General features: G+C 73.7%; 18 protein-coding genes. 15 read left to right on the top strand and 3 right to left on the bottom strand.

The features are described 5' to 3' along the window. Positions 1-39 precede the first annotated feature (39 nt). From ABT300_RS04825 to ABT300_RS04815, 3 genes are all read left to right on the top strand, one after another. Positions 40-1,410 (top strand): glutamine synthetase family protein, encoded by a 1,371-nt coding sequence (locus tag ABT300_RS04825; RefSeq protein ID WP_351672158.1) that lies wholly within the window; start codon positions 40-42, stop codon positions 1,408-1,410. Positions 1,411-1,499: 89 nt separating this feature from the next. Then, a complete protein-coding gene (locus ABT300_RS04820) occupies positions 1,500-2,855 on the top strand; it encodes an aldehyde dehydrogenase family protein (protein ID WP_351672227.1) in 1,356 nt (451 codons plus the stop codon). A gap of 14 nt (positions 2,856-2,869) precedes the next feature. Further along, positions 2,870-3,652: a 3-oxoacyl-ACP reductase gene (locus ABT300_RS04815; RefSeq protein WP_452995973.1), complete on the top strand. Its 783-nt coding sequence runs from the start codon at positions 2,870-2,872 to the stop codon at positions 3,650-3,652. 23 nt (positions 3,653-3,675) lie between these two features. Here ABT300_RS04815 and ABT300_RS04810 read toward each other — a convergent pair whose 3' ends face one another. Continuing rightward, positions 3,676-4,878, bottom strand: coding sequence for an amino acid deaminase/aldolase (locus ABT300_RS04810; protein ID WP_351672154.1), 1,203 nt, complete (start codon positions 4,876-4,878; stop codon positions 3,676-3,678). Between the two features lie 2,110 nt (positions 4,879-6,988). Here ABT300_RS04810 and ABT300_RS04805 point away from each other — a divergent pair. Next, a complete protein-coding gene (locus ABT300_RS04805; RefSeq protein ID WP_502977880.1) occupies positions 6,989-7,792 on the top strand; it encodes a hypothetical protein in 804 nt (267 codons plus the stop codon). Beyond that, complete coding sequence (gene mycP / locus ABT300_RS04800; RefSeq protein WP_351672152.1) at positions 7,789-8,985, top strand: type VII secretion-associated serine protease mycosin; 1,197 nt, start codon at positions 7,789-7,791, stop codon at positions 8,983-8,985. The genes ABT300_RS04805 and mycP overlap by 4 nt, the downstream gene beginning before the upstream one ends. A 34-nt stretch (positions 8,986-9,019) precedes the next feature. On the opposite strand, the gene ABT300_RS04795 is transcribed toward mycP, so the two are convergent. Next, positions 9,020-10,093: a serine hydrolase gene (locus tag ABT300_RS04795; RefSeq protein WP_351672150.1), complete on the bottom strand. Its 1,074-nt coding sequence runs from the start codon at positions 10,091-10,093 to the stop codon at positions 9,020-9,022. A gap of 177 nt (positions 10,094-10,270) precedes the next feature. Between ABT300_RS04795 and ABT300_RS04790 the strand changes: the two genes are divergently transcribed. Continuing rightward, on the top strand, positions 10,271-11,002 hold the full coding sequence (locus tag ABT300_RS04790) for an SseB family protein (RefSeq protein WP_351672148.1): 732 nt from the start codon (positions 10,271-10,273) through the stop codon (positions 11,000-11,002). 12 nt (positions 11,003-11,014) lie between these two features. Here ABT300_RS04790 and ABT300_RS04785 read toward each other — a convergent pair whose 3' ends face one another. Further along, positions 11,015-11,383, bottom strand: coding sequence for a DUF1844 domain-containing protein (locus ABT300_RS04785; RefSeq protein WP_351672146.1), 369 nt, complete (start codon positions 11,381-11,383; stop codon positions 11,015-11,017). Positions 11,384-11,766: 383 nt separating this feature from the next. Between ABT300_RS04785 and infC the strand changes: the two genes are divergently transcribed. From infC to ABT300_RS04740, 9 genes are all read left to right on the top strand, one after another. Next, on the top strand, positions 11,767-12,456 hold the full coding sequence (gene infC / locus ABT300_RS04780) for a translation initiation factor IF-3 (protein ID WP_351672223.1): 690 nt from the start codon (positions 11,767-11,769) through the stop codon (positions 12,454-12,456). Between the two features lie 107 nt (positions 12,457-12,563). Further along, positions 12,564-12,758 (top strand): 50S ribosomal protein L35, encoded by a 195-nt coding sequence (rpmI, locus tag ABT300_RS04775; protein ID WP_003977225.1) that lies wholly within the window; start codon positions 12,564-12,566, stop codon positions 12,756-12,758. Positions 12,759-12,854: 96 nt separating this feature from the next. Beyond that, on the top strand, positions 12,855-13,238 hold the full coding sequence (gene rplT, locus ABT300_RS04770; protein WP_057580434.1) for a 50S ribosomal protein L20: 384 nt from the start codon (positions 12,855-12,857) through the stop codon (positions 13,236-13,238). 187 nt (positions 13,239-13,425) lie between these two features. Continuing rightward, entirely contained in the window at positions 13,426-14,277 is an 852-nt protein-coding gene (locus ABT300_RS04765; RefSeq protein ID WP_351672221.1) for a TrmH family RNA methyltransferase, read from the top strand. A 47-nt stretch (positions 14,278-14,324) separates the two neighbouring features. After that, on the top strand, positions 14,325-15,440 hold the full coding sequence (locus tag ABT300_RS04760; RefSeq protein WP_351672144.1) for a sensor histidine kinase: 1,116 nt from the start codon (positions 14,325-14,327) through the stop codon (positions 15,438-15,440). Positions 15,441-15,591: 151 nt separating this feature from the next. After that, positions 15,592-16,710 carry a phenylalanine--tRNA ligase subunit alpha gene (gene pheS, locus ABT300_RS04755; RefSeq protein WP_351672142.1) on the top strand — a complete coding sequence of 373 codons (1,119 nt, stop codon included), beginning with the start codon at positions 15,592-15,594 and terminating at the stop codon, positions 16,708-16,710. After that, positions 16,710-19,232, top strand: coding sequence for a phenylalanine--tRNA ligase subunit beta (gene pheT, locus ABT300_RS04750; RefSeq protein ID WP_351672140.1), 2,523 nt, complete (start codon positions 16,710-16,712; stop codon positions 19,230-19,232). The genes pheS and pheT overlap by 1 nt, the downstream gene beginning before the upstream one ends. Before the next feature lie 270 nt (positions 19,233-19,502). Beyond that, positions 19,503-20,843, top strand: coding sequence for an NsdA family TPR-like regulatory protein (locus ABT300_RS04745; protein WP_351672138.1), 1,341 nt, complete (start codon positions 19,503-19,505; stop codon positions 20,841-20,843). A 76-nt stretch (positions 20,844-20,919) separates the two neighbouring features. Then, positions 20,920-21,450, top strand: coding sequence for an NUDIX hydrolase (locus ABT300_RS04740; protein WP_351672135.1), 531 nt, complete (start codon positions 20,920-20,922; stop codon positions 21,448-21,450). Positions 21,451-21,479 lie beyond the last annotated feature (29 nt).

Below are 21,479 nucleotides of genomic sequence, written 5' to 3'. Positions count from 1 at the left end.
AGACGGGGGAGCCGGGGAAGCCCGAAGGAGGCCCTTCCCGTGGCAGACCGCACACCCCCGCTCGGCGTCGAGGAGCTGCGCGCCCTCGTGGCGAGCGGTGAGATCGACACTGTCGTCCTCGCCTTCCCCGACATGCAGGGGCGTCTCCAGGGCAAACGGTTCGCCGCCGGATTCTTCCTCGACGAGGTGCTCCGGCACGGCACCGAGGGCTGCAACTACCTCCTCGCCGTCGACACGGAGATGAACACCGTCGACGGTTACGCCATGTCCTCCTGGGAGCGCGGCTACGGCGACTTCGCGATGCACCCGGACCTGGCCACCCTGCGTCGCGTGCCCTGGAACGCCGGCACCGCGATGCTGATCGCCGACCTCGCCTGGAACGACGGCGCTCCCGTGGTCGCCGCCCCCCGCCAGATCCTGCGCCGCCAGCTGGAACGCCTCGCCGAGCACGGATTCACCGCCCAGGTCGGCACCGAGCTGGAGTTCATCGTCTTCAAGGACAGCTACGAGGCCGCCTGGGACGCGAACTACCGCGGGCTCACCCCGGCCAACCAGTACAACATCGACTACTCGGTCCTCGGCACCGGCCGCATCGAGCCGCTGCTGCGCCGCATCCGCAACGAGATGGCCGGCGCCGGCCTCACCGTCGAGTCCGCCAAGGGCGAGTGCAACCCCGGCCAGCACGAGATCGCGTTCCGCTACGACGAGGCCCTGGTCACCTGCGACCAGCACGCCGTCTACAAGACCGGCGCCAAGGAGATCGCCGCCCAGGAGGGCGTGTCCCTGACCTTCATGGCCAAGTACAACGAGCGCGAGGGCAATTCCTGCCACATCCACCTCTCGCTCACCGACGCGGACGGCGCCAACGTGATGGCCGGCACGGCGGACGACCCGGACGGCATGTCCGAGGTCATGCGGCACTTCCTCGCCGGACAGCTGGCCGCCCTGCGCGACTTCTCCCTCCTGTACGCCCCCAACATCAACTCCTACAAGCGGTTCCAGCCGGGCTCCTTCGCCCCGACCGCCGTCGCCTGGGGGCACGACAACCGCACCTGCGCGCTGCGGGTCGTCGGCCACGGCCGCTCGACGCGCTTCGAGAACCGGCTGCCCGGCGGCGACGTGAACCCGCACCTCGCCGTCGCCGGACTGGTGGCGGCCGGGCTGTACGGCATCGAGCACAAGCTGGAGCTGCCCGAGGCCTGCGCCGGCAACGCCTACGCCGGCGACTACGCGCACGTCCCCACCACGCTCCGCGAGGCCGCCGAGCTCTGGTCGGCGAGCCCGATCGCGCTGGCCGCCTTCGGCGAGGAGGTCGTCGCCCACTACCGCAACATGGCACGCGTCGAGCTCGACGCCTTCGACGCCGCGGTCACCGACTGGGAGCTGCGCCGCTCCTTCGAACGTCTGTGAAAGGTCCCGCCTTGTCCCACCCGCACGAGCAGTCCGCACCCGGGCACTCCTCTCCCGAGCAGTCCCCGCACGAGCAGTCCCCGCACGAGCTGATCGTGCTCAACCCGGCCACCGAGGAGGTCGTCGCCGTCGTCCCCGCCGCCGACGCGGCCGACGTGGACCGCGCGGTCGCCCGGGCCGGCGCCGCGCAGACCGCCTGGGCCGCGGCGGCCCCCGCCGACCGCGCCCGGCTGCTGCGCCGCTTCGCCGACGTGGTCGACGCCCACGTCGAGGAACTGGCGCTGCTCGAAGTACGGGAGGCCGGCCACCTCCTCGGCAACGCCCGCTGGGAGGCCGGCAACGCCCGCGACCTGCTGCACTACGCGGCGGGCGGCGTCGAGCGGCTCCTCGGCAGCCAGATCCCCGTCCCCGGCGGCTGGAACGTCACCTTCCACGAGCCGCTCGGCGTGGTCGGCGTGATCGCCCCCTGGAACTTCCCCATGCCGATCGCCGCCTGGGGCGCCTTCCCGGCCCTCGCGGCGGGCAACGCGGTGGTCCTCAAGCCCGCCGAGACCACCCCGCTCACCGCCCTGCGGCTGGCCGAACTCGCCCTGGAGGCAGGCCTGCCCGAGCATCTCTTCCAGGTGCTGCCGGGCTACGGCGCGGTCGCCGGACGGGCGCTCGTCGACCACCCCGACGTCGCGAAGATCGTGTTCACCGGCTCCACCCGCACCGGCCGCGAGGTCATGGAGCGCTGCGCCCGGCAGGTCAAGCCGGTCACCCTGGAGCTCGGCGGCAAGAGCCCGAACATCGTGTTCGCCGACGCCGACCTCAAGACCGCCGTCGACCCGTACTCCTTCCTCGACAACTCCGGCCAGGACTGCTGCGCCCGCACCCGGATCCTCGTCCAGGAGTCGGTGTACGACGAGGTGGCCGACCACCTCGCGCGGGAGCTGGCCGCCGTGACGGTCGGCGACCCGGCCGACGAGGCGACCCGCATGGGTCCGCTGATCTCCCGTCAGCAGGTCGACCGCGTACGGTCGTTCGTGCCGGACGACGCGCAGGCGCTGCGCGGCAGCGCCCCCGACGGCCCCGGGTTCTGGTTCCCGCCGACCGTGCTCACCGGCGAACGGCCCGACTCCGCGGCCGCCCGCGAGGAGATCTTCGGACCCGTCGCCGTGCTGCTCCCCTTCACCGACGAGGCGGACGCGGTCCGGCTCGCCAACGACACCCCCTACGGCCTCTCCGGCTCCGTCTGGACCCGCGACGTCGGCCGCGCGCTGCGCGTCTCGCGGGCCGTGCGCGCCGGGAACCTGTCCGTCAACTCCCACTCCAGCGTCCGCTACTGGACCCCGTTCGGCGGCTACAAGCAGTCCGGCGTCGGCCGTGAGCTGGGCCCGGACGCCCTGACCGCCTTCACCGAGACCAAGAACGTCTTCATCAGCACGGAGGGCCCCGCACAGTGACGTCATCCACCCCCCTGCCCGACGAGAACATCTGCCGCCGCCTGGTGGGCCGCACGGCCGTCGTCACCGGCGCCGGCAGCGGCATCGGCCTCGCCGCCGCGCGCCGGCTCGCCTCCGAGGGCGCGCACGTCGTCTGCGGCGACGTCGACGAGACCCGCGGCAAGGCGGCCGCCGAGGAGGTCGGCGGGGTCTTCGTGAAGGTCGACGTCACCGACCCCGGCGAGGTCGAGGCGCTGTTCAGGACGGCGTACGACACCTACGGCAGCGTGGACGTCGCCTTCAACAACGCGGGCATCTCGCCGCCCGACGACGACTCCATCCTGGAGACGGGCCTGGAGGCCTGGAAGCGCGTCCAGGAGGTCAACCTGACCTCCGTCTACCTGTGTTGCAAGGCCGCGATCCCCTACATGCGCCGGCAGGGCCGCGGCTCGATCATCAACACGGCGTCCTTCGTGGCGCGGATGGGCGCGGCGACCTCGCAGATCTCGTACACGGCGTCCAAGGGCGGCGTCCTCGCCATGTCCCGCGAACTAGGCGTGCAGTTCGCCCGGGAGGGCATCCGCGTGAACGCCCTGTGCCCGGGGCCGGTCAACACCCCGCTGCTGCAGGAGCTGTTCGCCAAGGACCCCGAGCGGGCCGCCCGCCGTCTCGTCCACATCCCCGTCGGCCGGTTCGCCGAGGCCGAGGAGATCGCCGCCGCCGTCGCCTTCCTGGCCAGCGACGACTCCTCGTTCGTCAACGCCACCGACTTCCTGGTGGACGGCGGGATCTCCGGGGCCTACGTGACCCCGCTGTAGAACCCGCCGGCCCGGGGCGGCGGTCAGAGGAAGGTGTGGCCCTCGCCCCGGTAGGTCGGCACGGTCGCCGTCACGGCGTCCCCCTCCACGAGGTGCAGCGTCTCGAAGCGTTCGCACAGCTCGCCGGCCTTCGCGTGCCGGAACCACACCTTGTCGCCGATCAGCAGATCGTCGGCGGGGGAGCCGAGCAGCGGCGTCTGCACCTCGCCGGGGCCCTCCTGAGGGTCGTAACGCAGGCCCTCGGGAAGGTAGGGCGTCGGCAGCCGGTCGGGCCCGGCCGCACCGGAGGCCGGGTAGCCGCCGCCGAGGACGGTCACCACCCCGACGCCTGGCCTGCGCACGACCGGCATGGCGAACAGCGCGGCCGGACGCCCGCTGAACGACGTGTAGTTGTCGAAGAGCCGCGGCACGTACAGCCCGGACCCGGCCGCGATCTCCGTGACCGCGTCCTCCGCGGCGGTGTGCTGCACACTGCCGGTGCCGCCGCCGTTGACGTACTCCAGGTCCGGCGCGACGGCCCGCACCGCGCGCACCACGGCCGCGCGCCGCTCGGCGATCTCCCGGCGGGCGGTGGCCTGCATCAGCCGGATCGCCCGCGACCGCAGGGGCCGTCCGGCGACGGCGTCGCCGACCCCGGCGATGTGCCCCTCGTACGCCATGATCCCCACCAGCCGGAAGCCGGGCCGCCGGGCCACCGCCCGTGCGACGTCGGCGACCTGGGCGGGGGAGTGCAGCGGCGAGCGCAGGGCGCCGACCCGGACCCGACCGCCGAACAGCTTCAGCGAGGTGTCCAACTCCAGGCAGACGCGGATGACTTCGGTGCCGCCGGCCCGCGCCGCGTCGATCAGGTCGAGCTGGGCGACGTCGTCGACCATGACGGTGACGGCGGCGGCGAGCTTCGGATCGGCGGCCAGCTCGGCGTAGCCCCCGCGGTCGGCCGACGGGTACGCGAGGAGGACGTCCTCGAAGCCCGAGCGGGCCAGCCACAGCGACTCGGCGAGGGTGAAGGACATGATCCCCGCGAAACCGTCCTTGGCCAGGACGCGTTCCAGCAGCGTGCGGCAGCGCACGGACTTGCTCGCGACCCGGATCGGCTTGCCGCCGGCCCGGCGGACCAAATCCTCGGCGTTCGCGTCGAAGGCGTCCAGGTCCACAAGGGCGAGCGGGGCGTCGAGGTGGGCGGTGGCCCGGTCGTATCGGGCCCGGTCGGCGGCGCGCGCAGTCATGAAGGAAGCCTGCCAGACAGGATTACCGCAGGGTAGGGGGACGTTCCGGGCTAATGCCCCGGGGGCCGCCGACTGGTTCTCGTTCGAGCGGCGACAAGCCGTAGAGTGACGCGCACGTACGGAGGACGGCTCCGGCCGGACAGCCGCGTCGGGATGCCGGTCCGCCCGCGTGGGTATGCCTGCCCGCGACGGACGACCGGGTCGTGCCGGATCGCCCGGACGAACCGACGGCCCGCGTACGAGAACGACGGCCCGGGGACGAGGAAACGGGGGGTGCATGAGCACGGAAGCACGCCGCGCCTCGGTCCCCCCGCCCCCGGACCTGCCGCCCCACCCCGGCGTCCCGCCCCGCCCGAGCGTGCCGCCCCGCCCGGCCCAGCCGCCCGCCCCCGACGCGGCGGACACCACGACGGTCGGCGCGAGGACCGCCCGCCCCGCCGGCCCCGGCCGGCCCCGGCAGGAGCACCCGCACGGTCCGGCACACGACCGCGAGGAATCCGAGGCCGCGCCGCAGACGACGACCGACCCGGCCGGACGGCAGGCCACGCACCGGACGGCGCCCGCCCCCGGGGCGCCGGCGCCGGACACCGGCGCCACCGAGGACGGCGGTGTGCCCGCCTCCGGGGACGCCGCTCCCCCCAGCCCCCGCACCGCCCCCCGCTTCATGCCCCTGCGGGCCCAGCACACGGACGCCATGACCCCGCCCCCACCCCCCGCGTCGGCCCGCTTCCCGGACACTCCGCCGCCGCCGAGCCGCCCCGCGCAGCCCCCACGGCGCGACGACGCCGCGCGGCCCGCCTCGGCCGACGAACGTCCGCCCGCCGCCCCGCGGTCCGCCCCACCCCACGACTTCCGTCGCGCCCCGCGTCAGGCGAGGCCGGCGCCCCGCCCCACCGACGGCCAGGAAGCCGCCGGCACTGCCGCCGCGCGCCCCTTCACCACGAGCTTCTTCCGCCCCTCGCCGTCCCCCCGCCCCACGCCCCCGGACGCCCCGAGCCCCCCAGCCGCCGAGCCCCCATACCCCACCACCAGCGCCCCCCGACCCCCCACGCCCGCAGAACCGCCGCGCCCCGCGCCCGCCGGTCCCCGGCCTCCCACGGCCGGTCAGCCGCCGCATGCAACGACCGGTGAGGCCCGGCTTTCCGCGCCCGGTCAGCCGCCGCACGCCGCGCCCGGCGGCTCCCGGCCCCCCACGGCCGCCGAGCCGCCGCGCCCCGCGTCCGGCGGTCCCCGGCCCCCTGCGTCCGGTCAGCCGCCGCATGCAACGCCCGGCGGCCACCGGCCTTCCGCGCCCGGCGGCTCCCGGCCCCCCACGGCCGCCGAGCCGCCGCGCCCCGCGCCCGGCGGTCCCCGGCCTCCCGCGGCTGACGAGCCTTTGCGAACCGCGGTCGGGGACGCTCGGCGTCCCCCGTCCGCCGAGGCCTCGCGTCCCTCGGTCGGCGACACCTCGTCCGCCGCCCACGCCGACCGGTCGGCCGGTCAGGCCGCAGGCCGCACCGCCGGCCCTGGTCCCTTCCGGCCCTTCGACCCGTCCCCTCGGCCCGTCCGGCCGGACGCCTCCGGCGTCACCCCGCCGGCCGCCCCGCGCCCCGCCGAAGGCGAAGATCCGCGTGCGTCGGAGCGACGGGGTTTCCGCCCCGGCCCCGCCCCCGCCGACGGCGACGCTCCGCTTGCTTCGGGCCGGCAGGGTTTCCGCCCAGCCCCAGCCCCCGCCGACGGCGACCAGCCGCGTGCGTCGGAGCGGCGGGGCCCGCACCCCGCCCCCGCCGACCGGGACGGCCAGCACCTTGCCGGCGCCGGCGGTGCGCATACGTCCGACCAGGCCTGGACGCCGTTGCCGCGTGACTGGGTGCCCGCGCCGGAGGCGGCCGGCGCCGCCCCGCGCTCCGGCTTCCCGAGGGTCTCGCCGCCGGACGACGGACCGGCGTGGACTCCCGCCGCGTCCCTGCGGCGACCCGACTTCGCCGTGCCGCCCCCGCCCGCGCCCCCCGCACCGCAGGCTCCACGGCGGCCCGAGGCGGCCCCCGACGCGGCGGGCGGACCCGACCCGTCGCTCTCCTGGAGCGCTCCGATGTCCCCGGACGGCGGTCACGGCGCCCGGCGGCCCGTGGTGACGTTCGCCCGGCCCGAGGGATACCGCGACACGCCCTGGATCCTCGGCCGGCGAGGACGCACCGCCGCGGCCGCCGTGTGCGCCGTCCTCGGACTCGGCCTCATCGGCGGTGCCCTGACCGGCAGTTGGCTCGTCGGCGGCTCGGGTGACGGCGGCGATCGCAGTGCCTACGTCACCGCAGGCGGCCTGTGGCACAACGTGCCCGTCGACCAGCTGTTCCCGCCCACGGTGGACGGGCAGGGCGCCGGTCCCGGCGGCGCCGACCGCGCCTGGACGCGGATCGCCGTCGCCCCGGACGGCGGCTGCGCCGGCGCCCTCGACCCGCTGCTGCTGAAGGTCCTCGCCCCCGTCGGCTGCGAGCGACTGCTGCGGGCCACCTATACCGACGCCACCCAGAGTTACGTGACCACCGTCGGCCTGCTGTTCACCACGGCCGACGCGCCCGCCATGCGCTCCCTCGACGCCCGCTTCACGAAGGAGGGCCTGGCGAAACGGGCGGATCTGATGCCCCGTCCGTACGCCGCCAAGGGCACCGCGGCCGCCGCCTTCGGCGACAAGCAGCGCGCCGCGTGGACGATCTCCGTCCTGACGGACGCGCCGGTCGTCGTGTACTCCGTCTCCGGCTGGGCCGACGGCCGCGCCGTGGACGCCCCGCAGCCCGCTCCCGCCGCCACCGCGAACGGCGCCACCACCGCGCCCGCCCAGGCAGGTCTCGGCAACGAGGCCCAGGGCCTCGCCGACCGCATCGAGCGCGGCCTGCGCAAGACCGTCGTCACGCCGCCCTCGGAGCAGCCCTCATGAGCCGACGCACCACCGCCCGCAGGGCGGGCCTCCTCAGCTGCCTGCTCGCGTGCTCCGTGGCGTTCCTGCCGGCCGCCCAGGCCCACGCCGACGGCATCCGCGCCCAGCAGTGGGCCCTCACCGCCCTGCACACCGAGCAGGCCTGGCAGACCACCAAGGGCAAGGGCGTCACGGTCGCGGTCCTGGACACCGGGGTCGAGGCCGACCATCCCGACCTCGTCGGCAACGTCCTCACCGGCAAGGACCTGGTCGGCTTCGGCGCCGTGCGCGGCGACCGCGCCTGGGCCCGCCACGGCACCGCCATGGCGAGCATCATCGCCGGTCACGGGCACGGCTACGGCAACGACGACGGCGTGCTCGGCATCGCGCCGGAGGCGAAGATCCTCCCCGTCCGCGTGATCCTCGAGGACGGCGACGCGCAGCGAGCCAAGGCCCGCAACACCCGGGGGAACGCCCTCGCCGAGGGCATCCGCTGGGCCGCCGACCAGGGCGCCGACGTCATCAACCTCTCCCTCGGCGACGACTCCGCCTCCGCGCATCCCGAACCCGCCGAGGACGAGGCCGTCCAGTACGCGCTGAAGAAGGGCTCGGTCGTCGTCGCCTCGGCCGGCAACGGCGGCGAGAAGGGCGACCACATCTCCTACCCGGCGGCCTACCCGGGCGTCATCGCCGCGACCGCCGTCGACCGCTACGGCACCCGCGCGTCCTTCTCCACCCGCCGCTGGTACGCCACGGTCAGCGCGCCCGGCGTCGACGTCGTCATCGCAGATCCGGATCACAAGTACTACCAGGGCTGGGGGACGAGCGCGGCCTCCGCGTTCGTCTCGGGAGCGGTGGCGCTCGTCAAGGCCGCCCACCCCGGTCTGACCCCGGCGCAGATCAAGAAGCTCCTGGAGGACACCGCCCGCAACGCCCCGAACGGCGGCCGCGACGACTCCCGCGGCTACGGCTTCATCGACCCGGCCGCGGCGATCAGGACCGCGGGCCGCCTCGAGCCGGAGGGGCTGCAGTCCGCGGCCTACGGGGAGCGCTACTTCGGCTCCGGACCGGACGAGGCGAAGACGCAGGACGCCACGTCGAGCTGGGCCGGGCTGCTCGCGGGCGGCGCGGGAGGCGTGCTGCTGGTGACGGCGGTCCTGCTGTGGCGCGGCCGCCGCGAACGCGACCGGCACGAGCCGTACGAGGCCCTCTGAGGCAGCGGCACGCGGCCGGCGCGCTCCGGCGGGGCTACCCGGAGGCGGAAGCGGAGTCGGACGCCGCCGACGCCGACGCGGACGCCGTTGCCGTCGGGGAGGCCGATGCCGAGGTCGCCGACGGGGCCCCGGGGGCCGGTTCCGCAGCGCCGCCCGCCACGACCGCCACCGCCTTCCTCGCCACCGTCTCCACCAGGGAGATCCCCGCGGCCTGCGTCGCGTTGCCGTTCGACAGCACGGCCACCAGGTAGTCGCGGCCGCCGGCCGTCACCCGCCCGACGCTGTCGACGTCCCACAAACCGGTGGCACTGCGGGGCAGCCAGCCGTTCTTCAGCGCCCACGACGAGCCGTCGGCCGCGGCCGAGACGCCCCACTGCTGGCCCGCGGCGATCCGGCCCATCAGGCCCCGCAGGTAGGTCCGCGAGGCCTCGCTCAGTTCCGACGTGTCGCCGAACACCTGCTGCAGCAGGGTGAGTTGGTCGGCGGCCGTGGTCTGGGTCAGCCCCCACAGCATGCCTTCGCCGCCCGCGGTGCCCGTCAGCCCGAACCGCTTGTTCGCCGCGTCCAGCCCCTCGGCCTTCCCGATGCTCCGCCACAGCGCCGAGGCCGAGTCGTTGTCGCTGTCCTCGATCATCGCGGCGGCGTACGCCTTCTCGGCCGCCGTGAGGCGACGATCGGCGTCCTGCGCCTGCAGCAGCAGCGCCGCCAGGATGTCCACCTTCACGATGCTCGCCGTGTCGAAGGCGCTCCCGCCGTACACGGCTGCGGCCCCGGAGTCCATGGCGAGCACCGCCACGGACACGGCGGCCCCGCCCGGCACGGTCACCGACTCCATCGCCGACGCCAGCAGCGCGTCGTGGTCCTCCTCGGGCGCCGCCACGTGCTCCACCGCCACCTTCCCGCCTCCCGGTGCGGACGCCGAGACGGACGGCGTCGTCGCAGTGGACGACGATACGGCTCCCGCGCGCGGGAGGGACCGCGCCTTCACGTAGACGGTCCCGCCCGCCGTCGCCCCGAGGGCGGCGGCCACGGCGAGCGCGACCGGGAGGAACGGGCGGCGCCGGGAGGGACGAGCGCGGCGACTGCGACGTGCTCCGGAGGACTCCATGCCCGCGAGGGTGGAGGCGGCGACTGTGCGGACCGTGGGACGGACGTAAGAGCAGCCTCAGCGGGGACTGAGAATCCCGTGAAAGCGGTCACCGGCCTGTTTCCCGGCCCGCCCCCGCCCGGGCCCGCCCCGGCCCGGCACGAGCCCGGCGGCGTCCCCCCGATAGGGTCGACGACCGTGGCGAACAAGAACATTCCCGACCCCGGCTTCTCCGACGACGACGGCTCCGCCGACCCCCGGCTGAGCGCGGCGCTCGCCGCCTGGGCCGAGGACCGCACCGCCGTGGGGCCGGTGCTGGAGGCCCTCAGGGGCGCCCGGCTCCTGGTGCCCGTGGTGGCCGTCCTCGGCGAGGTGGAGGAGGACGAGAACGGGCTGCGCCGCGAGAAGACCAGCGACATGGCGGTTCCGACCCTGAAGGCCGGCGCCCGCACCGCCCTGCCCGCCTTCACCTGCACCGACACCCTCGCCCGCTGGGACCCCGAGGCCCGCCCGGTGGCCGTCCCCCTGCACCAGGCGCTGCAGGCCGCCGCGCACGAGAAGGCGGACACGCTCGTCCTCGACCTGGCCGGACCGGTGCCCTTCGAACTGACCGGGCCGGCGCTCCTGGCGCTCGCCGAGGGCCGCACCTCCACCGACCCGCTCGCCGACCCGGCGGTCGTCGCCGCGGTCCGGGCCGCCGTCGCCGCCGGACCGGAGGTCGTCCGCGCCCATCTCGGGCCGGGCGGGGCGGACGGCACGCTCGCCCTCGTCCTCGACCCGTCGGCCGATCCCGCCGAGGCCGCCCGGGCGGTGGCCCGGCGACTGGCCGCCGACGAGACGCTGAGGGCCCGCCTGGTGCGCGGCCTCGACCTGGCACTGCTGCCGGCCGGATCCACGCCCCCTGGCGAGCCCCTGTACGTTCGCGGCTGAACCGTCGGCGGATCAGCCGTAGATCGGGCCCGTGTACTTCTCGCCCGGGCCCTGGCCCGGCTCGTCCGGCACGACCGACGCCTCGCGGAACGCGAGCTGCAGCGACTTCAGGCCGTCGCGCAGCGGCGCGGCGTGGAAGGAGCTGATCTCGGTCGTGCTCGCGTCCAGCAGCCCGGCGAGGGCGGTGACCAGCTTGCGGGCCTCGTCCAGGTCCTTGTACTTGTCGCCCTCCTCGGTCAGCCCGAGTTTCACGGCGGCGGCGCTCATCAGGTTCACGGCGACCGTCACGATCACCTCGACGGCGGGGACCTCGGCGATGTCGCGGGTCATCTCGTCGAAGTCGGGGGAGCCGGCCGCATCGCCGGGGGAGGTGTCACTCATGCCCCACACGATAGGACCCGCCGCCCGCCCTCTTGACAGCAGGAGGCGGGCGACGGCTGATTAGCGCCCGCCTGTCCGAGCTGCTAATCTCGTGTAACGACCGGTCGGACACGCGTGCCATCCAGCAGCGGGCCCGGCCCACAAGTGGAGGCTCCGAACTCCCACCCGATCGCCCCCCGAGGGCGGCGGGTCACCCCGGTCAGGCGGTCGCCATCGTTCCGTACGGACGATGGAATCGCCCGGTAGTGCGCCCCGCGATCCTCGCGGCGGTGCTCCGGTAGTGCTTGGAGCCCCGCATGTGATCGTCCGGGGCATTTTTTGTGCGTCGACGTGGTTGAACACATATCGAACACAGACGTTACGTGGCTGTCCGCCAGACTGCCGTGTGGTGCTACCGAGGAGGATCCATCAGCACCGAGCCCCGCATCAACGACCGGATTCGCGTTCCCGAAGTGCGACTTGTCGGTCCCAGTGGCGAGCAGGTCGGCATCGTGCCGCTTGCCAAGGCACTGGAGCTTGCGCAGGAGTACGACCTCGACCTGGTCGAGGTGGCCGCGAGCGCACGCCCGCCGGTCTGCAAGCTCATGGACTACGGGAAGTTCAAGTACGAGTCGGCCATGAAGGCCCGTGAGGCGCGCAAGAACCAGGCGCACACGGTCATCAAGGAAATGAAGCTCCGGCCGAAGATCGACCCGCACGACTACGACACCAAAAAGGGTCACGTCGTCCGGTTCCTCAAGCAGGGCGACAAGGTCAAGATCACGATCATGTTCCGCGGCCGCGAGCAGTCCCGCCCCGAGCTGGGCTACCGACTGCTGCAGCGTCTCGCGGAGGACGTCCAGGACCTCGGGTTCATCGAGTCGAACCCGAAGCAGGACGGCCGCAACATGATCATGGTCCTCGGTCCGCACAAGAAGAAGACCGAGGCCATGGCCGAGGCCCGTCAGGCGCAGGAAGCCCGCAAGGCCGAGGCGAAGGCCAACCCGGGCCGTTCGCAGAACGCCGCGGACGCCGACGCCGTGAACGCCGAGGCCGACGTCGAGGCCCCTGCCGAGGCTTCCGCCGAGGCGTGATCCACGGGACGCGAGTCCCGAGGGCGTATCCGATACAAGCGACGTTCCACCGTGCCCGGTTTCACGACCGGGCACCGGAACGCCACCGACGAGGAGAGAACGGCGCTATGCCGAAGAACAAGTCGCACAGCGGTGCCAGTAAGCGCTTCAAGATCACCGGCTCCGGCAAGGTGCTCCGTGAGCGCGCCGGCAAGCGCCACCTGCTCGAGCACAAGTCGTCCCGCGTGACGCGTCGCCTCACCGGCAACGCCGAGATGGCCCCGGGCGACGCCGCGAAGATCAAGAAGCTTCTCGGCAAGTGACGTCAGGCGCAGCCAACGCGCCTGATCCCTGACCGGGACCCAATCGTTTCCGGGTCGTGTGAGTCCAACCGCGGCCCCGCTACAAGGAGTTAACAAGTGGCACGCGTCAAGCGGGCAGTCAACGCCCACAAGAAGCGCCGGGCGATCCTCGAGGCGGCCTCCGGCTACCGCGGTCAGCGTTCGCGCCTGTACCGCAAGGCCAAGGAGCAGGTCACCCACTCGCTGGTCTACAACTACAACGACCGCAAGAAGCGCAAGGGCGACTTCCGTCAGCTGTGGATCCAGCGCATCAACGCTGCGGCCCGCCAGAACGGCATGACGTACAACCGCCTCATCCAGGGTCTGAAGGCCGCGAACATCGAGGTCGACCGCAAGATCCTGGCCGAGCTGGCCGTGAACGACGCCACCGCGTTCGCCGCGCTGGTCGAGGTCGCGCAGAAGGCACTGCCCGCGGACGTGAACGCGCCCAAGGCCGCGTGACGCCGCGCTGGCTCTGAGCCGACGTCGGTGAAGGACCCGCAGGTTCCATCCTGCGGGTCCTTTGCTGCTGACGCCCGCTGAGGCCGTCCGTTCGGTGCGGGCCGCCGGTGGCCGGTCGCGCGATTCCCCGCGCCCCTGGCCGGACCACTCGCGCCGGCCGAAAGTCAATGGAGTAGCGAAGGTGAACATGCCCCCCGCCAGCCCCGAGCTGATCTCCCCCCGTTCCCCCCGAGTGGCCGCCGCCCGGCGGCTTGCCCGACGGAACTTCCGGGGGAAGGAGCGGCTGTTCCTCGCGGAGGGGCCGCAGGCCGTGCGGGAGGCGGCCGCCCACGGCGGCGACACCCTCACCGAGCTGTTCGCGACCGTCGAGGCCGCCGAGCGCTACGCCGACATCATTGCCGAGGCCCGCGCCGCCGGCGCCCGCGTCCACCTCGCCGACGAGCACGTCATCGCGGAGATCTCCACGACCGTCACCCCGCAGGGGCTCGTGGGCGTCTGCCGGTTCGTCGACACGCCCTTCGAGGACGTCCTCGCCGCCCGGCCGAAGCTCGTCGCCGTCCTGGCCCATGTGCGCGACCCCGGCAACGCCGGCACCGTGCTGCGCTGCGCGGACGCCGCGGGCGCCGAGGCAGTCGTGCTGACCGACGCCTCCGTGGACCTCTACAACCCCAAGGCCGTCCGGGCCTCCGTCGGGTCGCTGTTCCATCTGCCCGTCGCCGTCGGCGTTCCCGTCGAGCAGGCCGTGGCCGGACTGAAGGCGGCCGGGGTGCGCGTCCTCGCCGCCGACGGCGCGGGCGACCACGACCTCGACGACGAGCTCGACCGGCGGACCATGGGCGGGCCCACCGCCTGGGTGTTCGGCAACGAGGCCTGGGGCCTGCCCGAGGAGACCCGCGCCCTCGCCGACGCGGTCGTGCGCGTTCCGATCCACGGAAAGGCCGAGAGTCTGAACCTGGCGACCGCCGCCGCCGTATGTCTCTACGCGTCGGCCCGTGCACAGCGCGCCCCCGGAGGGTGCCGCTCCGTCACCGGCAGCTAGTAGGGTGGCGTGCTCGGGGCTCCTCGTCTGGGAGGTGGGGTACGGGGATGAGTGTCGGCGCCAACAGCGCACCGGGAGCGGCCCGCGCCGCCGGTGACCTGGCCGAACTCGGCATAGACCCCGACGACCTGCCCGACGGGCTCGTCGTCGCCGACGAGCGCGGTCACGTCGTCTGCTTCAACGCCGCCGCCCAGCGCATCACCGCCGTCGCCGCCGCGGACGCCCTCGGACAGCGCCTCGACAAGGCCCTGCCGCTGGAGGACCTCGAAGGCCGCCGCTGGTGGCAGCTGACCGACCCCTACGGCGGCCTCGCCATCCGCGTCGGCCAGCCCGAGCGCAACCTGCTGCTGCCGGGCGGGCGCGAGGTGCTCGTCTCCGTTCGCTACGTACGCGCCGCACCCACCGGGCCCGTCCGCCGGGTGGTCGTCTCTGTCCGCGACACCGAGGCCCGCCGCCGCACCGAACGCAGCCACGCCGAGCTGATCGCCACCGTCGCCCACGAGCTGCGGTCGCCCCTGACCTCCGTCAAGGGCTTCACCGCCACCCTGCTCGCCAAGTGGTCGAGGTTCACCGACGACCAGAAGCGGCTGATGCTGGAGACCGTCGACGCCGACGCCGACCGGGTCACCCGTCTCATCGCCGAACTGCTCGACATCTCGCGCATCGACTCGGGGCGGCTGGAGGTGCGCCGCCAGCCCGTCGACATGGGGGCCGCCGTGGGACGTCACATCCAGGCCTACGTGGCCGCAGGACAGCCCGCCGACCGGTTCCTGCTGCGCATCGAGCAGCCGCTGCCCGCCCTGTGGGCCGACCCCGACAAGGTCGACCAGGTCCTCAGCAACCTCATCGAAAATGCCGTGCGCCACGGCGAGGGAACCGTCACCATTGACGTCACGCCCGCCGCGTCTCCCCGTGAGGGGGAGGAGACCGGTACCTCGGTCACCGTGAGCGACGAGGGCGCAGGCATCCCGGAGGACTCCATGAACCGCGTGTTCACCCGCTTCTGGCGGGGCAGCAAGCGCGGCGGCACGGGCCTGGGGCTGTACATCGTCAAGGGCATCGTCGAAGCCCACGGCGGCGTCATCACGGTCGGCCGCGCCCAGGGCGGCGGCGCGGAGTTCCGATTTACGCTGCCCGTGAGCACTCCGGCGTATCTCACCTGAGATCGGCCGGGCGGCCCGCGGGCGCGTTCGCACACCTCCACCCCGTTAGACTCGGCCTTTGGCACCTTTGTGTCCCAGGGACGGCCCTCTGACCTCTGCGTGAGCCGGTGACGGGGACCTTCAGCCAGACAATCGGAAGACACGGGAAGAGATGTCGGCACCGAATAAGTCGTACGACCCGGTAGAGGTCGAGGCCTTGAAACCGGAAGAGATCGAGCGCATGCGGGACGAGGCGCTCGCCGCCTTCGCCGCCGCGGACTCCCTCGACGCGCTCCAGGAGGCCAAGGTCGCCCACACCGGCGGCGCCTCCCCGCTGGCCCTGGCCAACCGCGAGATCGGCGCGCTGCCGCCGCACGCCAAGGCCGCCGCGGGCAAGCTGGTCGGCCAGGCCCGCGGCGCCGTGAACAAGGCCCTCGCCACGCGTCAGGAGGAGCTGGAGGCCGAGCGCGACCAGCGCGTCCTGGTCGAGGAGGCGGTGGACGTCACACTGCCCCACGACCGCGTGCCGGCCGGCGCCCGCCACCCGCTCACCACGCTGTCCGAGCGCATCGAGGACGTCTTCGTGGCCATGGGCTACGAGGTCGCCGAGGGCCCGCAGGTCGAGGCCGAGTGGTTCAACTTCGACGCCCTCAACATCGGGCCGGACCACCCGGCCCGCGGCGAGGCCGACACCTTCTTCGTGCAGGGTCAGGGCGGCGCCGAGTCCGGCGTCGTGCTGCGCACCCACACCTCTCCCGTGCAGATCCGCTCACTGCTGTCGCGCGAGCTGCCGGTGTACGTGATCTGTCCCGGCCGCGTGTACCGCACCGACGAGCTGGACGCCACGCACACGCCGGTCTTCCACCAGGTGGAACTGCTCGCCGTGGACGAAGGCCTCACCATGGCCGACCTCAAGGGCACCCTGGACCACATGGTCCAGTCGCTGTTCGGCGAGGGCATGAAGACCCGGCTGCGGCCGAACTTCTTCCCCTTCACCGAGCCGTCCGCCGAGATGGACATGGTCTGCTACGTCTGCCGCGGCGAGTCCGTCGGCAACCCCGACCGCCCCTGCCGCACCTGCTCCTCCGAGGGCTGGATCGAGCTGGGCGGCTGCGGGATGGTCAACCCCAAGGTGCTCACCGCCTGTGGCGTGGACCCGGAGAAGTACAGCGGGTTCGCCTTCGGGTTCGGCATCGAGCGAATGCTGATGTTCCGCCACAACGTCGAAGACATGCGAGACATGGTCGAGGGTGACGTCCGGTTCACCCGGCCGTTCGGGATGGAGATCTGATGCGGGTCCCGCTTTCCTGGCTGCGGGAGTACGTCGACCTGCCGGCCACCGAGACCGGCCGTGACGTGCAGGCCAAGCTCGTTTCCGCGGGCCTTGAGGTCGAGACCGTCGAGCACCTCGGCGCCGACCTCAAGGGCCCCCTGGTCGTCGGCCAGGTGCTGACCGTCGAGGAACTGACGGAGTTCAAGAAGCCGATCCGTTTCTGCACCGTCGACGTCGGCCAGGCCAACGGCACCGGTGAGCCCCAAGAGATCGTCTGCGGCGCCCGCAACTTCGCCGTCGGCGACAAGGTCGTCGTGGTCCTCCCGGGCGCGGTCCTGCCCGGCGGCTTCGCGATCGCCGCGCGCAAGACGTACGGCAAGACCTCCCACGGCATGATCTGCTCCGGCGACGAGCTGGGCATGGGCGACGACGGCAGCCACGGCATCATCGTGCTGCCGCCGGAGACCGAGGTCGGCAAGGACGCCGTCGAGCTGCTCGAGCTGGTCGACGAGGTGCTGGACATCGCCGTCACCGCCAACCGCGGCGACTGCCTGTCCATCCGGGGCGTCGCCCGCGAGGCCGCGATCGCCTACGGTCTGCCGCTGCGCGACCCGGCGCTGATCGACGTGCCGGCCCCGAACGCCTTCGGCTACCCCGTGCAGGTCTCCGAGCCGATGGGCTGCGACCGTTTCACCGCTCGCACCGTCACCGGCCTGAGCCCCGAGGCGCGCTCTCCGATCTGGTTGAAGCGCCGGCTGCAGAAGGTCGGCATGCGCCCGATCTCGCTCGCCGTCGACGTCACCAACTACGTGATGATGGAGGTCGGCCAGCCGCTGCACGCCTACGACCGCCACCTGGTGCAGGGCGCCCTCGGCGTCCGCCGGGCCGCGGAGGGCGAGCGGATCGTCACCCTCGACGGGGTCACCCGCACGCTGCACGCCGAGGACCTGGTCATCACCGACGACCGCGGGCCGATCGGCCTGGCCGGCGTCATGGGCGGGGCCGACACGGAGATCGCCGACCACGACGTCTTCGAGGACGGCGGGCGCTCCACGGGTGACGTGGTCATCGAGGCCGCCCACTTCGACTCGGTGTCGATCGCGCGCACCGCCCGCCGGCACAAGCTGTCCTCCGAGGCGTCCAAGCGCTTCGAGCGCGGCGTCGACCCGCAGGCCGCGGCGGCCGCCGCACAGCGCACCGTCGACCTGCTGGTGCTGCTCGCCGGCGGCACCGCCGACGCGGGCGTCACGGAGATCGTCGCACCGTCCGCCCCGCACACGATCAGCATCCCGGCGAACCACCCGGACAAGGTCGCGGGCGTGGTGTACGGCCGCGAGACCGTCGTGCGCCGGCTGCAGGAGATCGGCTGCGACGTCTACGGGCAGGACGAGCTGATCGTCACCGTCCCGTCCTGGCGTCCCGACCTCGCCGTGGCCAACGACCTGGCGGAGGAGGTCATCCGGCTGGAGGGCTACGAGAACCTGCCGTCCACGCTGCCCAAGCCGCCGTCGGGCCGCGGTCTCACGCACCGGCAGCGGCTGCACCGCCGCGTCGGCCGCGCGCTGGCCGGCGCCGGCTACGTCGAGGCGCCGAACTACCCGTTCGTGAGCGAGCAGGTCTTCGACCAGCTCGGCCTCGACGCCGACGACCCGGCCCGCCGTGTCGTGCGGCTCACCAACCCGCTCAACGACGAGGAGCCCGCGCTCCGCACGTCGCTGCTGCCGGGGCTGCTGGCCGCGCTGCGGCGCAACGACGGCCGGGGCTCGCACGACCTGGCCCTCTTCGAGACGGGTCTCGTCTTCCTCCCGCGCGAAGAGCAGGGCGTCGCCGGTCATCTGCCGGTCGACCGTCGTCCCACCGCGCAGGAGCTGGCGTCGCTGGACGCCGTGCTGCCCGAGCAGCCGCGCCATGTCGCCGTCGTCCTCGCGGGCGCCCGCGAGCAGGCCGGCTGGTGGGGCAGGGGCCGTCCGGCGGACTGGGCCGACGCCGTCGAGGCGGCGCGCACGGTCGCCCGCGAGGCCGGCGTCGAACTGGTCGTCCGCAAGGGCCAGTACGGGCCGTGGCATCCCGGCCGGTGCGCCGAGTTCGCGGTGGTCGTGGACGGCGCGGAGCGGGTCGTCGGTCACGCCGGCGAGCTGCACCCGCGAGTGCTGAAGGCGCTGGGCCTGCCCGCCCGCACCTGCGCGATGGAGCTGGACCTCGACGTCCTCGAGGAGGTCGGCGACGACACCCCGCAGGCGCCGGGCATCTCCTCCTTCCCCGTCGCCACGCAGGACGTCGCCCTCGTCGTCGACGGGTTCGTCCCGCACGCCGAGGTCGAGGCCGCGCTGCGCGAGGGCGCGGGCGAGCTGCTGGAGGCGATCCGGCTGTTCGACGTGTACGAGAACGCGGAGCAGCTGGGCGACGGGCGCAAGTCGCTCGCCTACGCGCTGCGCTTCCGCGCCGCCGACCGGACGCTGACGGTCGACGAGGCGTCGGCGGCGAGGGACGCGGCGGTGGCCCTGGCCGGCGAGCGCACCGGAGCCGTCCTGCGCGGCTGACCACGGCGGACCACACCGACGGCGCGGCTCCTTCCTCCCTTCGCGGGGGGCAGGGGGCCGCGCCGTCGGCCGTGTGACCCGAATCGCCGGGCCGCCGCTTTTCGAGGGGGAGCCGACGGCCCGGCGAACCCCTTGCGAGGCATTCCAGTCAAACCGACCGGAAACGCTCGGCGACAGTGCGCACACCCGGCGATCGCAGGCATTCCGTTCGCACCCCGTGTGAAGGCCGTGCCACTAGGCTGACGGCATCGAGGTACCGGGGGGCCACCCATGCAGCCCAACACTCTGCTCGACGCGATCCTGGACGAGGCGGGCATCTCGCACGCCGGCCTCGCCGCCCACGTCAACCAGGCCGGCCGGGCCCGCGGGCTGGCCCTGCGCTACGAGCACACGGCGGTGGCCCGGTGGCTGAAGGGGCAGCGGCCGAGGGGCCAGGTGCCGGACCTGATCTGCGAGGTGCTCGCGGGCCGGCTGCACCGTCCGGTCACCCTCGACGACATCGGGCTCGGCGTCCCCGGCGAGTCGTCCGCCCCGCACGGCACCTCGCTCTCCGGGTTCGTCGAGCGGGCCACCGCGCTGTGGCGCTCCGACGAGCAGCAGCGTCCGCACATCCTGGGCGCGCCCGCCGTCACCGGCACGCCTGCCGTGATGCCGGTCTGGGAGTGGGAGAACCCGCCGGAGGACGTGGACGTCTCGCGCGGCGGCCGGCATCGCGTCACCTCCGCGGACCTGGAGATGCTGCGGGCCGCCCGTACGCACTACGAGCAGCTGTACCGCAAGGCCGGCGGCATCGCGACGCGCAGTCGCATCGTCGGCTTCCTGAACGCCGAGGCCGCCCCGCTGCTGCGCGGCAGCTACACCGACGAGACGGGCCGTCAACTGCACCGGGCGACCGGGGGGTTGGTGGCGGTCGCCGGGATCTGCGCCTACGACTCGGACGCGCACGGACTGGCCCAGCGCTACTTCCACCAGGCGCTCAGACTGGCGAAGGCCAGCGGGGACCGGGGGCTCGGGGCCTACGTCATCGCCCTCCTCGTCAACCAGTCGCTGTTCATGCGGGAGTACCGGCAGGCGGTCGCCTTCGCGGAGGCCGCGCTGCGGGCGGCGGGCAAGCACATCACGCCCGCTCTCGCCTCGGACCTGTACGCGATGCAGGCCAAGGCGTACGCGCACCTCGGCGACGGCACGAGCGCCCTGTCGTGCATCCGGCGTGCGGAGACGGCCGCCGATCGCATCCTGCGTGGACGCGAGCCCGACGAGACGGGCTATGTCCAGCCGGGCCTGGTCAACGTCCAGGTGGCGGAGGCGCTGCTCAGCCTCGGCGACCTGGCCGCGGCCGCCGAGCACGCGGCGGCCGCCGTCGGCACCCCGGCGCACGACCGGGGCCGGGTGCACCGGCTGGCCATGCTCAGCACGATCGAGCTGCGGCAGGGCAATCCCGACAAGGCGGTGGTCACCGCGATGGAGATGGCCGAACAGGCCCGGGGGATGGAGTCGCAGCGGCTGCGCGACAGACTCCGGGCGGTGCGCGAGCACCTGGTGCGCAGCGGCTGCGCCGGCACGGCCGAGGCCGCCGAACTCATCGACGGGGCGCTGCGCGTACCGCTGTAGACGGGGCCGGCCGCCACCGTCGACGCATGGTTCCTGCTGCGATATTGCCACTTACTCGACGGAAGGTGGCAGAACCGTGCAGTGGACGAAACAGAACGAGCAAACTGTGTATGAAAACCGCTGGTTCAGCGTCAACCTGGCAGATGTGGAGCTGCCCGACGGTCGGCACCTCGACCACTTCCTCATACGGCTGAGGCCGGTCGCCGTGGCCACGGTCGTGAACGCGGCGAACGAGGTGCTCCTGCTGTGGCGGCACCGTTTCATCACCGACAGCTGGGGCTGGGAGCTCGCGGCGGGCGTGGTCGAGGACGGCGAGGACGTCGCCCGCGCCGCCGCCAGGGAACTCGAGGAGGAGACCGGCTGGCGGCCGGGGCCGCTGCGCCACCTGATGAGCGTGGAGCCGTCCAACGGGCTCACCGACGCCGTCCACCACATCTACTGGTCGGACCGCGGGGAGTACGTGGGGCATCCGGTGGACGACTTCGAGTCGGACCGCCGGGAGTGGGTTCCCCTGGAGGCCGCCCCCGACCTGGTCGCCCGGGGGGAGGTCCCGGCCGCCAACATGGCGGCGGCGCTGATGCTGCTGCACCACCACAGGATCGGCTGAGCCCGTGGCCCCGGACCCCGCGGGCCCGC

Source organism: Streptomyces sp. NPDC001027, assembly GCF_040299045.1.
In the GTDB taxonomy this organism is placed as follows: domain Bacteria; phylum Actinomycetota; class Actinomycetes; order Streptomycetales; family Streptomycetaceae; genus Streptomyces.
Note: the sequence above shows the minus strand (reverse complement) of the source record. Positions and strands in the feature narration are given on the sequence as shown.